Origin of the sequence: Thioalkalivibrio sp. (assembly GCF_041685615.1) — a bacterium.
Lineage (GTDB): Bacteria > Pseudomonadota > Gammaproteobacteria > Ectothiorhodospirales > Ectothiorhodospiraceae > Thioalkalivibrio.
This window is the reverse complement of sequence record NZ_JAWLFK010000003.1, coordinates 16599-28876: the sequence shown is the minus strand read 5'-3', so window position 1 is coordinate 28876 and position 12278 is coordinate 16599. Positions and strand designations below refer to the sequence as shown.

Genomic DNA, 12278 nt, shown 5'->3' with positions numbered 1-12278 from the left:
GGGTTCAGTCCCTCAACTCGTGGCCGGTGAGTTTCAGGAAGACGTCTTCCAGGTCCGCCTCGCGCAGGGTGGGCTCGTGGCCCAACGTGCGCAGGCGCTCGCGCAGCCGGTCCGGCTCGGCGGTGTAGACCAGCCAGGTGTCGGCGACCTGGTGGGCCCGGTCCTTCGGGCCCAGCTCGCGTTGCAGGACCTCGCCGGCGTCCGTGCCGCCGACCGTCAGCACCCAGGGCTCGATGTGCTCGGCGATCAGCCGGCTCGGGGCATCACAGGCGATGATGCGGCCGTGGTCGATGATCGCGATGCGGTCGCACAGCTCCTCGGCCTCTTCCATGTAGTGGGTGGTCAGCACGAGGGTGACGCCCGAGGCGCGCAGCGCCCGAAGCTGGCGCCAAAGGTGATGGCGGGCCTGCGGGTCGAGACCGGTGGTGGGCTCGTCCAGCACCACCACCTCGGGCTCGTTGATCAACGCACGGGCCAGGGTCAGGCGCCGCTTCATGCCGCCGGAGAGGGCGTCGATGCGCGCGCCGCGCTTGTCGTTCAGGTTGACCTGCTCCAGCAGCCGGTCGATACGCGATTCCACCTCCGGCCCGGCCAGGCCAAAGTAGGCGGCGTAGGTGCGCATGTTCTCGATCACCGTAAAGTCGGGATCGAGGGTGTCGAACTGGGGCACGATGCCCAGGCGTTCGCGCACGGCGCGTTCACCCTCCGGCATGGGCAGGCCCAGGACCTCGACCTGCCCGCCGTCGATTGGCGTCATCCCCAGCAGCATGCGCAGGGTGGTGGTCTTGCCGGCGCCGTTGGGGCCCAGCAGCCCGAAGAACTCGCCCGGGGCGATCTCGAGGTCCACGCCGTCCACGACCGCAACGCCGTCGTACGCCTTGTACAGCTGCTGGATGCGGATGGCGGACACGGCGAGACTCGTGGTGAGTAGAGGGTCAATACCATACCGGTTCGGGGCGGTCGCCCCAATGGGTCCGTTGCGGGACCATGAAAAAGGCCCGGATCTCTCGATCCGGGCCTTCCCGTGGATGGATTGCGAGCCGGGGCTACGGCTTGCTGTAGGTGTAGCCCTGGTGCTGCAGCCAGGAGATATGCGCCACGCCGCTGGGGATCACGTCGTCCTCGGAGGCATCGAACAGTGAGCTCAGCTCGATGTTGCGCCCACGCAGGGTGTTCGCGCAGACCTGGAACTCCACGTCCTGCATCTTCAGGTTCTCGATGCGCCCGCGCAGGTTCTCGTTGGTGTTGGCGGTCTGCAGCAGGCCGAGGCCATCTCCGTGCATCACCACCTTGATCTCCATGTTCTCGGCGCCAACGGCGTTGATGTGGTTCTGGATGTTGCCCATCGCGCCCATGTAGCGCTGCTCGTCGTCGTAATTCACGTGGTAGACGACCTTGTGGGTGCCGTAGTCGAACTCGCTCGCGGCCGCCAGGCCGGGGGTGCCGAGGATTATTGCGAGCAGTACGGGAAGGATCAGTTTTATTGCGTTCATTGCACAGGTTCCTCCTGAAACAACAATGAACCCGGGCGGGTTTGTAGTGCGCCACGGGGCCTTGCGCCGGGGTTGGCGCGCTGCGATCGGGGACTTTGCGAAGAAGGCGATCGGCAGTTATGGATAAGACGCACCGGGGATGCTTCTATTCCCGTTATGCCGGGCCACGGCATCTGTCATGCGGCGCCGGTTCGGCGTCGCCAAAGAAAAGGGCCCGGGAAGACCCGGGCCCGAAGCGGCGACCGGGAGATGGCGGTCGCCGGGGTGCTTGCCGCAGGGGTATTACGGACGCACGTAGGTGTAGCCCTGCTGCTGCAGATGAGACAGGTGGGCCACGCCGCTCGGGATGATGTCGTCCTCGGAGGCGTCGTAGAGGTCGTTGGCGATATCGATGTCCCGGCCGACGACGGTGTTGTTGCACACCTGGAAGTCCACGTCCTGCATCTTCAGCTGGTCGACGAAGGCTTTCAGGTCCTCGTTCGACTTGGCGTGCTGGAGCAGGCTGAGCCCGTTGCCGTGCATCACGACCTTGATGCTCATGCGGTCGGCGCCCACGGCGTTGATGTGGTTCTGGATGTTGCGCATCGCACCGATCTGCCGCTTTTCGTTGTCGTGGTTCACGTGATAAACGACTTTCTGTTCGGAGTAGACGTCCTCGTCGGCGAGGACGGTCCCCGGCAGGGCGAAGACGGCGGCGGCCATGGCTAGCGGAAGAATGAAGCGTTTTTTCATGATTGGGCTCCTGTGTTTGTTCCCATGTCTTTTTTCGATACGCCCGGGGGCGTATGTCGCGCTGCAATTGGCAGACCGGATCCGATAGTGGACGCCGGGCCCTTTCGCATCCGGTTACGGGTAGGACAGGGAACCCTGTTCGATTATTCCCCTCGAATGCACGATAACCGTTTGATCATAAGTAGGAATTCAGAATATTACCGGGTTCCGGTTTGCGCGTTCCGGGCGGCGTGCGTGGCCAGGGTGAGCAGCACCAGGCCACCGGCGAACAACGTGAGGGTGCCGGGGGCCTCGGCCAGGAACAGCCAGACCCAGAGCGTGCCGAATACCGCCTCCAGCACCAGGAACAGGGCCACCTCGCCGGCCGGCAGAAAGCGGGTCGACAGGGCGATCAGGGTCAGCGCCAGGGGGAGCTGGAGGAGTCCCATGATTGCCAGGACCGCGAGGCTGTCGAGCCCGACCGCGAGTGGCGTTGCCAGCGGCCATGCGATCAGCGCGGCCAGCATCCCGCCCGCCGCGATCACGGCCAGACGGTCCACTCGGGGCGAGCGGCGCAGCAGGGTCAGGTTGATGCCGACCACCAGGGCCGCCAGCAGCGCCAGGGCGTCGCCCCGCCAGCCGCCGGCCTCCAGCGAGCCGGCCAACACCCCGACGATCCCGCCGATACTGATCAGCATGGCGATCCAGGTCCGCAACGGCACCCATTCGCGCAGCAGAAGACCGGAGAACCCGGCCGCGAACAGGGGCGAGGCTGTAAGGATGACCACGACGTTGGCGACCGTGGTGTGCAGAATGGCCAGGACGAACAGGATGGTGGTCGCCGCGAAGCCGGCCGCGACCCAGACGGCATCCCGCCCGCCCAGTCGCAGGTGGGTCCAGGCCCAGCGCCCGTCAAGGATACGCAGCAGCAGCGTAAGGGCGAGGGCCATCAGCAACCCGCGCCAGAAAACGATGTCCATGCCCTGGGTGTCGGCCAGGCGCACCAGCAGGCCGTCGAAGCTGAGCGCCATCACGCCGGTGAAGGCGAGCAGGGAGCCGTGCAGGTGTTCGTGTTGCATGATCCGGTTCACCCTCCATGTGCCGCTTTTCCAGCGGGGTTGTTACAGTGCGTGGGTACCGTTTTCGGAGTGCCGTATGTCCGCATCCCAGATCCCGCCCGAACTGCAGCCGATCGGGGCCATTGGCCTCGGCATCATGGGAGCACCCATGAATCGCAACCTCCTCGCCGCCGGGGCCGACGTCCAGGTCTGGGCGCGGCGGCCGGAGGCGGCGGACGCACTGGCGCAGGACGGGGCTCGGCCGTACCCGAGCCTCCCGGCGCTGGTTCGCGGCGTGCGGGTTCTGGTGCTGAATGTCTCCGACACGCCGGATGTCGAGGCGCTGATGCTGGGGCCGGACGGGGTCCTGGAGCACGCCCGCCCTGGCCTGATCGTGATCGATCACAGCACCATCGACCCGATGCGTACCCGCGCCATCGCCCGCGCGGCTGCCGAACGCGAGGTGACCTTCGTGGATGCCCCGGTCTCGGGCGGCGAACCGGGCGCGCGGGCCGGGACGCTGAGCCTGATGGTAGGCGGCCCCTCCGCGGTGGTCGAGTCGTTGCGATCGATCTTCGAGGTGGTGGGTTCCACCCTGACCCACGTGGGGGACAGCGGGGCGGGGCAAATCGCGAAGGCCTGTAATCAGCTGGTGGTGGGCGAGACCCTGGTCGCGGTGGGCGAGGCGTTCGCGCTGGCGGAGCAGTCCGGTGTGGACCCGGCGCGGGTGCGCGAGGCGTTGATGGGCGGGTTCGCTTCCTCGCGCATCCTTGAGGTGCACGGGCAGCGCCTGCTGGACGGCGACTTCGAGCCCGGGTTCCAGGTCGGGTTGTACCACAAGGACCTGGGGATCATCGCCGATCTGAGCCGCGATCTCGGGCTGGCGACGGAGGGGCTCAGGCCGGTGCGCGAGGCCGTGGATGCGGCGCTCGCGGCCGGGCAGGCGCGGCACGACGTGGCCATCCTGGCGCGGTTCTGCGTGCGTGCCGGCGAACCGGCTTCCTGACGAAGTGCCCCGGGCGTCAGAGCCCGAAGCGCCAGACCAGCCAGGCCAGCGAGAATCCCGCGAGGAAGACGATGCCGGCCCAGGCGAGGCCGCGCAGGCCGGGGCCCGGTTTCGCGGCGGCCGGCACATCCGCTGACATCACCGCGCGGAAGGTGAGCCAGGCGAGGATCGGGGCGGACAGGAACGACAGGGTGGTGGCGATGTCGACGAAGCGCGTGAACTGGTCGCCGGCCAGCCAGATCAGCGCCAGCGCCCCGGTCGCGACGATCAGCAGGGCGATGCGATAGCCCCACCAGTCCAGCCCGCGTTCGCCCCGCGCGGCGGGCTCCATGTCCTGTGCTCGATGGCCGTTTTCCCGCAGGGTACGGATGATGGCCATGATCACCCGGGGGTAGGCGTCGGTCACGGCCAGGGTGGTGGAGAACATGGTGGTCAGTGCTGCGATGGCGATCAGCGAGCGGCTCCACTCGCCCAGGCTCTGGGCGTAGAGATCCACCAGTTGTGCCGAGAACGCGGCGGCCTCCGGGGCGAAGCCGATGCCGGTGCCGTACATCAGCAATGCCCCCAGCAGCATGAATGCAAGCGCCAACAGGGTGGCCCCGAGGTAGCCGAGGCGGAAGTCGAACACGGCCTCGCGCACGCTGGGATGATGCCCCGTCATGCGGGCGCGCTCCTGGGTCCAGACCGAGTGCCAGGCGGCGACATCCAGCGGGATCGGCATCCAGCCGAGCAGGGCCAGCACGAAGGCGAAGCCGGCCAGGGTCCACAGGCTCGACCATTCCGGCGCACCGGAGAGGGTCTGCCAGTCCGGGGCCTCCTGGAAGGCCAGGGCGACCGCGACCACCGTCGACACGCTCAGCGCGGCCATGATGACCTTCATGCCCAGGTCCAGGCCCTTGTAGGCCTCGACCATCAGGAAACCGATGCAGGCCGCCAGGATCAGGGCGGACAGCGCGACCATCGACAGGTCCAGCCCGAACACCAGTGCGAACAGCCCCGCGGTGGTCAGGGTGACCACGGCCTGGATGATGAACAGGGTGCCCAGGGTTACGGCGATATAGAGCCCCAGCGCCCAGTGGCCGAGGCGGTGGTAGCCGGTGAGCAGGTTATGGCCGGTCGCCGCCGCGTAACGCGGGCCGAACTCCAGGAAGGGGTACTTGAACAGGCACGCCAGCAGCACGATCGGGATCAGCAACAGCCCGTATTCGGCCCCGCCCCGGGTGGCCTGGACGAGATGTGACACACCGACGGCCGCTCCAGCCATCAGCAGGCCCGGTCCGATGGCGGCACGCAGCGCGCCGCGGGTGGAAGCAGTCATGGATCAGTGGTTCCCCTCGGGTGTTGGCAGGTTCGGATCGGGCAGCGAGTCGGTGGAGGCGAGGATGATCCGGTCGCGTCCGCTGTTCTTGGCCGCGTACAGGGCCTGGTCGGCGCGCCCCAGCAGGGAGTCCGTGGTGTCGCCCGGACGAAAACTGGCAATGCCCGCCGAGCACGTCTGGCTGCAGGGCATTACGGCGCGCAGGCGTTCCAGTACCAGCCGGGATTGTTGCGCATCCACATGCGGAAGCACCACCACGAACTCCTCGCCGCCGAAGCGTGCCAGCAGGTCCGTGGGGCGCAGGAGGGGGCGCCAGGCGTCCACCATTTCCTGCAGCAGGGCGTCGCCGGCGGCATGGCCGTGGGTGTCGTTGAAGCGCTTGAAATGGTCGACGTCCAGGAATGCGAGGGTCAGCGGACCCTGGTTGCGTTCCGCACGGGCGATTTCGCGGGCCAGCTGTTCCTCCAGGTGGCGGCGGTTACTGGCCCCGGTCAGGGGGTCCGTGTGCGAGAGGTGCTCCAGACGCCGGGCCTGGTTCTGGGTCTCGCGCAGCAGTCCGGCCATCCGGTACAGCACCAGCAGGAACAGCAGGATGGAAGCGATCGCCGCCACGCGGATGATCTCCATCCCCGTGTCGGCGGTAAACAGGATCACCATGGGCACCAGGACGGATGCGGCGCCCAGCATGAGCAGGCGGCGGCCGGAGAGTTCGGCGGGCGAGGTGTGCGCGCGCGGTTCCATCTTTGCGGAAGGGTGCCAGGCGGCCGCCACGATCAAGGAATAGGCAATCAGCCAGAACGCATCGGTCAGTCCGCCGGCGGTGTACCACCCGGTGGAATTCCCGTGGGCGTAGAGCAGGTCCGCCGCGAGGTAGGCGAGCATGCCCAGGAGCAGGAAGCCGTGGGCGGTGATGCGCGTTCGGTGCAGGAACACCAGACGCAGGACCAACGGCAGCAGGATCAGGTCCGCGACCGGATAGCCGGCCGATACCAGCAATTGCAGCCAGGTCAGGTCAGGGTCATAGGTGTAGGGAGCGATCAGCAGGGCCCAGCCGAGTACCGCGGCCGAGATGCCCACGATCAGGGCATCCACAAGGGCGCCGTCGTCTCGCGCAGTCTGGGCCCCCAGCCGCCACAGTGCCACGGCAAACAGGGGATACACGGACAGGTAGAAGATATCCGCGACCGAAGGAAAGGGCTCGAGGCCGTGCAGGTCCAGCCAGTACCAGATGGCGTGGCCAGTGGCCGCCAGTGCCAGTGCGACGGTGACCAGGGCCCAGGCGGTTGCGGCGCGGGGTCGCGGGTGTTGCAGCAGGACCATGCCGACGCCGACCGCGGCACCTGTGGTGGCGATCACGTAGAGGCTGCTGGCCGCGAGGCCGTAGGGCAGGGCGACATAAACTACGGTCAGCAGGAGGCCGACACCCAGTAGGACCTGCCAGGCCTTCGGATGCACAAACCCGACGCCTCGGCGGTATTGCCCGCCTGCCGAGCGCGCTTCGTCACGCGGTATGCCGGCCGATTTCCCCATTGCCGATATGGTGACAGACTGGCGATGGGTTGTCCCGTTTCGGCATGCGGCGATTGCCAGCCACGAGGGAGCGCGCTGGCTCAATCCCCCGGTGGCCCGACGCTACAGGCCGATCAGTTCCGCATGCACGCCGGAGGCGGCCACCGTGTCCAGCAGCGTTCGGCTGTTGACCTGGTCGGGGTCGTATTCCACGACCATCAGGTGGGGTCGTTCGTCGTGGCTGGAGGCGGCCATCACGCCGGGCAGTTCCCGCAGGGTGTCCTGAATGCGCTCGCGCGTCGCGTGATCGGTGTTTTCGTCGATGTGGATGGTGACATCCGCCATGTGATTGCTCATCGGGGGCTCCTTCGGCCGCTGGGCCGTGCGCCGTCTCCATGAATATAGACGGCGTACGGGCTGACTCAAGCGGAGGCCTGGCCGATGGAGGAACAGGCGACTATGGTGAAGGGATGAATGCAAAACGGAGAACGACGATGCGAGCGATCTGGCTGGGGCTGGCCCTCGCCGCGGTGGGCAGTAACGCCGCGCAGGCCGAAGAACTGACGGGCGATACGCTGCTGGAGGCGGCCAACGCCGAGATCACCAACATCGACAAGGAGGGCCTGCAGGAGCTCATCGCCGAGGAGCCGGACCACGTGGTGATCGATGTGCGCACGCGCACCGAGATCGAGGCCGGCGGCGGCCAGATCCGCTCCAGCGAGACGCTGAACATCCCGCGTGGCTCGCTCGAGTTCGAGGTGCCCGGCGAGATCCCGGAAAAGGATATCCCGATTGTCGTCTATGGCGATGAGAACCTGCGAAGTGCGGCGGCCGCGCAGACGCTGCAGCAGATGGGCTACACCAATGTGCACAACTACCCTGGGGGCTTCTTTGAGTGGCAGGACGCGGGTCTGCCGCTGTACGTGCTGGACAAGGCGCGCGATTCGTTCCTCTACGACTTGCCGCGGGAGGTAACCGACGGCGTGTGGTCCGCGATCGGCGCGACTCAGCCCTCCACCTACGAGAATTCCGGGCACAACAACAACCTTTCGTTCATCATCACCGATGACGGCGTGGTGGTGATGAACGCGGGCGACAACTACCTGCTGGCGAAATCACTGCACGAAGAAATCCGGACGCTCACCGACCAGCCAGTGAAATACGTGGTGCTGGAGAATGCCCAGGGCCACGCCATGCTCGGTATGACCTACTGGCAGGAACAGGGTGCCACCGTGATCGCCCACAAGGACGCGTGGCGCGAAATCGAGGCCAACGGCCAGGCCAGCCTGGAAGGCGCGGCCAATCGCACCCGTGACAAGGCCTTCATGACCGAGCTGGGCACGCCGGATGTCACCTTCGCCACCCGCCTGGACCTGGACATGGGTGGTGAAACCATCCAGATCCGCTCTCTCGGGCCGGGCCATGCGCCGGGCGACATCGCCATCTGGGCGCTCGAGCGCAAGGCGCTCATTACCGGTGATCTGGCCTTCCACCAGCGCATGCTGCCGATCTTCGAATACACGGACACCGCGGGCTGGATCGAGACCTGGGACGAACTGGAGGCCCTGGACGCCGACCACATCATCCCCGGGCATGGCGAGCCGGTGAATGACTTCGGCGTGCTGCGCCGCTACACACACGACTACCTTGTGTTTCTGCGCGAGGAGGTCCAGCGCATCCTCGACGAGGGTGGCACGCTCAACGATGCCTATAACATCGACCAGACCGACTACCGCCACCTGGACACCTACGGCGAACTGCACCGCCAGAACGCCGGTCGCGTGTTCCGCGCGATGGAGTTCGAGGACTTCTGAAGCCCAATCCGGCTGCGGGCACCCGGTCTTTGCGAGTGCAGCGAAGCAATCGCCATCCGAAACCCGGGCTGCCAATCCGCGGCCCGTTCCCCTCCAGGGTATCGACCGGGCCTGTGCAGCGCGCGGGCTCGATCGTTTTTCCGTGATGTCTCGTGGCCGGCGTATGGCATTTCCCGTATGTTCGCGCTAGATTAGAACGAACGTTCGGTTCGGTTTTGGTGATGACAGGAAACCTGGGGCAATCGGTGCGCGGTGCCGCGCTGCGCAAGCTTGTGCTGGATACCGCCCTGGAGCGGTTCAGTCGTGATGGCTATTTCAATACCTCCATCCATGACATCCGTCGCCAGGCCGGGGTCTCCATTGGCTCGATCTATCACCACTTTGGCAACAAGGAGGCCCTGGCCAAGGCGCTGTACGACGACCTGTTGCAACGCATGGACGCCGGTCTGGCCGGGGTGATGGAACGCGAGCGTGACTGCCGCGCGCGCTGTGACGGGATCATCGCCTTCATGTTCCGTGCCGCCGCCGAAGATCCACAGACCCTGCGTTTCGTGCTGGAGGCGCGGCATCGCGAATTCCTGCCGGAAGAGCCGCCGGTTTGTTCCTCGCAGCCGTTCCAGCGCATGCGCGAGTGCATCGAGCAGGGCATTCGGAACGGCGAAGTTCGCCCGATGGAGGTACCCGTGGCCGCCACCGCCGCGTTCGGCGGCGCGATCCGCCTGCTGCATTTGCACCTCGACGGTGTCCTGGAGAGACCGCTTCCGCACTACCTGTCCGAGACGCAGGACACTGCCTGGCGCGCCATCGCCATGGCTCCAGCGGATCGACCGTGACCCCGCTTTCAATCATTGAAGGAGAGTCCCCTGATGAAGATCGTTGCTTCCCTGTTGCTGCTGGCCCTGTCCCTGACCGCCCTGAGTGTCCAGGCCGATGCCCCTACCGACGCCCGCGCCCTGGAGGGCGTCGAGAAGGGCCGTGTCGTCTTCGACCTGAACAATACGGACCCGGAGACGCTGGCGCTGTACCTGATGGTGATTCGCGAGACGCATGAAGACCTGACCGACCAGGGCGTGGAGCCGGACATGATCCTCGCCTTTCGTGGCCAGGCCGTGACCATGATCAGCGAGGACCGCGAGCGGTTCGAACTGACCGAGTTCGAGCATCTGGACGCGATCGAGGAGCACATTGCCGCCTTGCGGGAGAAGGGCGTGCGCATGGAGTCCTGCTCCGTCGCCACCCGCCTGTTCGGCGTGGACACCGGCGAGCTGCTGCCCGGCATCGAACCAGTGCGCAACACCTTCGTCTCCCTGACTGGCTATCAGGCCCAGGGGTACGCGGTCATACCGATCTACTGAGTCCGAGTGATTCAGACACCGAGTCCGGGTACGAGACAACCGGACCCCGGGAGATGCTGACAGCGTCTCCGTGAACCACGAAAGGAGGAGAACCACCATGCGAAAGCGACTGCTGATCCTGTTGCTGGCCCTGCTGCTGCCGTTCGGTCTGGCGTCCACGGCCACCGCCGAGGATCTGGACAACCGTGAGGCGACCGAGGGCCTCGAGACCATGCAGGCGGTCTACGACGTGCGCAAGTCCGATCCCGACGCGATGCTGGCCTATCTGCGCGGCATCGCCACCAACCACGAGAACCTGATCAAGGAGGGCGTGGAGCCCGATCTGCGCATGGTGTTCATCGCCGAGGCCGTGAAGTTCATCACTACCGATCCCGAGCCGGAGATCGCCATCGATCACGGCGATACCCTGGACGAGATCGCGGAGGCCGTGGATCGCCTCGACGAGCTGGGGGTCCGGATGGAGGCCTGCGCCGCCGCGACCCGCGCCTACGGGGTGGACAACGACAAGCTGCTGGACCCGATCCAGCCGGTGCGCAGTGGGTTCATCGCCGTTATGGGTTACCAGAACCAGGGCTACGCACTGGTCCCCGTCTACTGAGTTCGATCCCATACGGGGCCTTTCTTGTCGTCGCGGGGAGGCGACGACGGCCCCGGGGTCGCGAGTGGGAAAACCGCAGCGGATCTGTCCGGGGCCGTCCGCCGGACGGGGCATTCGCGAGCAGTCCCCCCGGATCATCGATTCGCGCCTCTACCGGTCTGGGGCGGTGCCCTTCACTCGGCCCCGTGCTTTTCGGCTATCATGAAGCTTGAACTTCGGGCGTTGCTCCGTCGGGAAACCTTGTGGGCGGGGCAGTGTCCCAGATTCGCGCGCTGCCAGGCGGCGTTTGCGCAAAGTGATTTCGTGCCGCAGGCCCCGGACGATCGAACCGGGGTGCCTGCGGCCCTCACCGAATCCACGGGATCAACGCAATGCCCAGCAGTCGTGATCTGCTTGACGGACTGGCCCACCTGACGGGCAACCGCAATGCCCAGCGTCTGGAGTACAGCCTGCTCAAGACGCTGGACGGCATTTACGAGTCTGCCTGCATCTGGGCGATCCAGTTGAAGGCCGATGGGCGACCCAGGAGCCTGCATTCCTTCGATCGCAAGCACGATGCCGTGATGACGGTTCCGTTTGATCCCGCGCACCAGCCCACACCCGCCGGGTTGCTGGAACAGGCATTGGCGACTGGCAAGCCGGTCGCGGATGTCGACGGATCCGGCTCTCGGGTCTCGGTCTTTCCCATGTCCGGACTCAACGAATTCAGTATCTGCCTGGTGTTTTCTTTCGATGACGATGGTAGTAACGAGTCGCTCGATACCCTTCTGGTCGAGAGCTTTCTCTCGGTCTACCGCAATTTCGTGCGATTGATTGACGATGCGCAGACCGACGAGCTCACTGGGTTGCTCAACCGCAAGACCTTCGACGAGAACTTCCGTGACCTCGCGACGCTGGGGCGCAGTGTTACCCGACCTGGGCTTGAGGAAGATCGCCGTCAGGAGCCCGGCCCCGAGGCAACCGAGATCTGGGTGGCCGTCATCGATGTGGATGACTTCAAGAAGATCAATGACAGTTTCGGACACGTCTACGGAGACGAAGTCCTGATCCTGCTGGCTCGGCTGCTGCAGCAAAGCTTTCGCGACAACGACCTGATCTATCGTTTCGGTGGCGAGGAGTTCGTCGTGCTGGCCCAGATTGCCGGCGCCGACCGGGCTGTTGCCACATTCGAACGGCTCAAGGATGCCGTCGCCGATTATGGCTTGCCGCGGGTCGGCCGTGTCACGACCAGCATTGGCGTGACGCGGTTGCAGTCTTACAAGACCGTTAGCGCCGTGCTGGACGAGGCCGACCAGGCCCTGTACTACGCCAAGGCGCATGGCAAGAACCGGGTCTGCCTGTACGACCGACTGGTGGCCGAAGGTGCGGTGGAGCCCTCCAGTATCCAGACTGGCGAGATCGAACTGTTCTGAACGA

General features: G+C 65.9%; 13 protein-coding genes. 6 read left to right on the top strand and 7 right to left on the bottom strand.

Annotated features, from left to right (window positions below):
* Nucleotides 1-4: 4 nt before the first annotated feature.
* The 4 genes from ACESLR_RS01010 to ACESLR_RS00995 all read right to left on the bottom strand — a co-directional run bounded on the left by ACESLR_RS01010 (nucleotide 5) and on the right by ACESLR_RS00995 (nucleotide 3283).
* Complete coding sequence (locus ACESLR_RS01010) at nucleotides 5-910, bottom strand: ABC transporter ATP-binding protein (RefSeq protein ID WP_373024255.1); 906 nt, start codon at nucleotides 908-910, stop codon at nucleotides 5-7.
* Nucleotides 911-1046: 136 nt separating this feature from the next.
* Nucleotides 1047-1493, bottom strand: coding sequence for a DsrE family protein (locus ACESLR_RS01005; protein ID WP_373024254.1), 447 nt, complete (start codon nucleotides 1491-1493; stop codon nucleotides 1047-1049).
* A gap of 282 nt (nucleotides 1494-1775) precedes the next feature.
* A complete protein-coding gene (locus tag ACESLR_RS01000) occupies nucleotides 1776-2225 on the bottom strand; it encodes a DsrE family protein (RefSeq protein ID WP_373054281.1) in 450 nt (149 codons plus the stop codon).
* A 197-nt stretch (nucleotides 2226-2422) separates the two neighbouring features.
* On the bottom strand, nucleotides 2423-3283 hold the full coding sequence (locus ACESLR_RS00995; RefSeq protein WP_373025470.1) for a DMT family transporter: 861 nt from the start codon (nucleotides 3281-3283) through the stop codon (nucleotides 2423-2425).
* A 76-nt stretch (nucleotides 3284-3359) separates the two neighbouring features.
* Between ACESLR_RS00995 and ACESLR_RS00990 the strand changes: the two genes are divergently transcribed.
* Nucleotides 3360-4268 (top strand): NAD(P)-dependent oxidoreductase, encoded by a 909-nt coding sequence (locus ACESLR_RS00990; protein WP_373054282.1) that lies wholly within the window; start codon nucleotides 3360-3362, stop codon nucleotides 4266-4268.
* Between the two features lie 16 nt (nucleotides 4269-4284).
* On the opposite strand, the gene ACESLR_RS00985 is transcribed toward ACESLR_RS00990, so the two are convergent.
* The 3 genes from ACESLR_RS00985 to ACESLR_RS00975 form a co-directional block, all read right to left on the bottom strand.
* Complete coding sequence (locus tag ACESLR_RS00985) at nucleotides 4285-5586, bottom strand: NRAMP family divalent metal transporter (protein ID WP_373025472.1); 1302 nt, start codon at nucleotides 5584-5586, stop codon at nucleotides 4285-4287.
* A 3-nt stretch (nucleotides 5587-5589) separates the two neighbouring features.
* Nucleotides 5590-7116 carry a GGDEF domain-containing protein gene (locus tag ACESLR_RS00980; protein WP_373025473.1) on the bottom strand — a complete coding sequence of 509 codons (1527 nt, stop codon included), beginning with the start codon at nucleotides 7114-7116 and terminating at the stop codon, nucleotides 5590-5592.
* Between the two features lie 102 nt (nucleotides 7117-7218).
* Complete coding sequence (locus tag ACESLR_RS00975; RefSeq protein ID WP_373025474.1) at nucleotides 7219-7452, bottom strand: ATP-binding protein; 234 nt, start codon at nucleotides 7450-7452, stop codon at nucleotides 7219-7221.
* 137 nt (nucleotides 7453-7589) lie between these two features.
* Here ACESLR_RS00975 and ACESLR_RS00970 point away from each other — a divergent pair, with 137 nt between their 5' ends.
* The 5 genes from ACESLR_RS00970 to ACESLR_RS00950 all read left to right on the top strand — a co-directional run bounded on the left by ACESLR_RS00970 (nucleotide 7590) and on the right by ACESLR_RS00950 (nucleotide 12274).
* A complete protein-coding gene (locus tag ACESLR_RS00970; RefSeq protein ID WP_373025475.1) occupies nucleotides 7590-8909 on the top strand; it encodes an MBL fold metallo-hydrolase in 1320 nt (439 codons plus the stop codon).
* 221 nt (nucleotides 8910-9130) lie between these two features.
* Entirely contained in the window at nucleotides 9131-9742 is a 612-nt protein-coding gene (locus ACESLR_RS00965) for a TetR/AcrR family transcriptional regulator (RefSeq protein ID WP_373025476.1), read from the top strand.
* Between the two features lie 33 nt (nucleotides 9743-9775).
* Nucleotides 9776-10264: a DsrE family protein gene (locus ACESLR_RS00960; protein WP_373025477.1), complete on the top strand. Its 489-nt coding sequence runs from the start codon at nucleotides 9776-9778 to the stop codon at nucleotides 10262-10264.
* Nucleotides 10265-10361: 97 nt separating this feature from the next.
* Entirely contained in the window at nucleotides 10362-10862 is a 501-nt protein-coding gene (locus ACESLR_RS00955) for a DsrE family protein (protein WP_373025478.1), read from the top strand.
* Between the two features lie 371 nt (nucleotides 10863-11233).
* A complete protein-coding gene (locus ACESLR_RS00950; RefSeq protein WP_373025479.1) occupies nucleotides 11234-12274 on the top strand; it encodes a GGDEF domain-containing protein in 1041 nt (346 codons plus the stop codon).
* The last annotated feature ends 4 nt before the right edge of the window (nucleotides 12275-12278 follow it).

Bases quoted from the DNA above. Each gene is read 5' to 3' on its own strand.
- ACESLR_RS00985 (WP_373025472.1), bottom strand. From the start codon at position 5,586: ATGACTGCTTCCACCCGCGGCGCGCTGCGTGCCGCCATCGGACCGGGC.
- ACESLR_RS00965 (WP_373025476.1), top strand. From the start codon at position 9,131: ATGACAGGAAACCTGGGGCAATCGGTGCGCGGTGCCGCGCTGCGCAAG.
- ACESLR_RS00955 (WP_373025478.1), top strand. From the start codon at position 10,362: ATGCGAAAGCGACTGCTGATCCTGTTGCTGGCCCTGCTGCTGCCGTTC.
- ACESLR_RS00995 (WP_373025470.1), bottom strand. From the start codon at position 3,283: ATGCAACACGAACACCTGCACGGCTCCCTGCTCGCCTTCACCGGCGTG.
- ACESLR_RS01000 (WP_373054281.1), bottom strand. From the start codon at position 2,225: ATGAAAAAACGCTTCATTCTTCCGCTAGCCATGGCCGCCGCCGTCTTC.
- ACESLR_RS00970 (WP_373025475.1), top strand. From the start codon at position 7,590: ATGCGAGCGATCTGGCTGGGGCTGGCCCTCGCCGCGGTGGGCAGTAAC.
- ACESLR_RS00975 (WP_373025474.1), bottom strand. From the start codon at position 7,452: ATGAGCAATCACATGGCGGATGTCACCATCCACATCGACGAAAACACC.
- ACESLR_RS01005 (WP_373024254.1), bottom strand. From the start codon at position 1,493: ATGAACGCAATAAAACTGATCCTTCCCGTACTGCTCGCAATAATCCTC.
- ACESLR_RS00980 (WP_373025473.1), bottom strand. From the start codon at position 7,116: ATGGGGAAATCGGCCGGCATACCGCGTGACGAAGCGCGCTCGGCAGGC.
- ACESLR_RS00960 (WP_373025477.1), top strand. From the start codon at position 9,776: ATGAAGATCGTTGCTTCCCTGTTGCTGCTGGCCCTGTCCCTGACCGCC.
- ACESLR_RS00950 (WP_373025479.1), top strand. From the start codon at position 11,234: ATGCCCAGCAGTCGTGATCTGCTTGACGGACTGGCCCACCTGACGGGC.
- ACESLR_RS00990 (WP_373054282.1), top strand. From the start codon at position 3,360: ATGTCCGCATCCCAGATCCCGCCCGAACTGCAGCCGATCGGGGCCATT.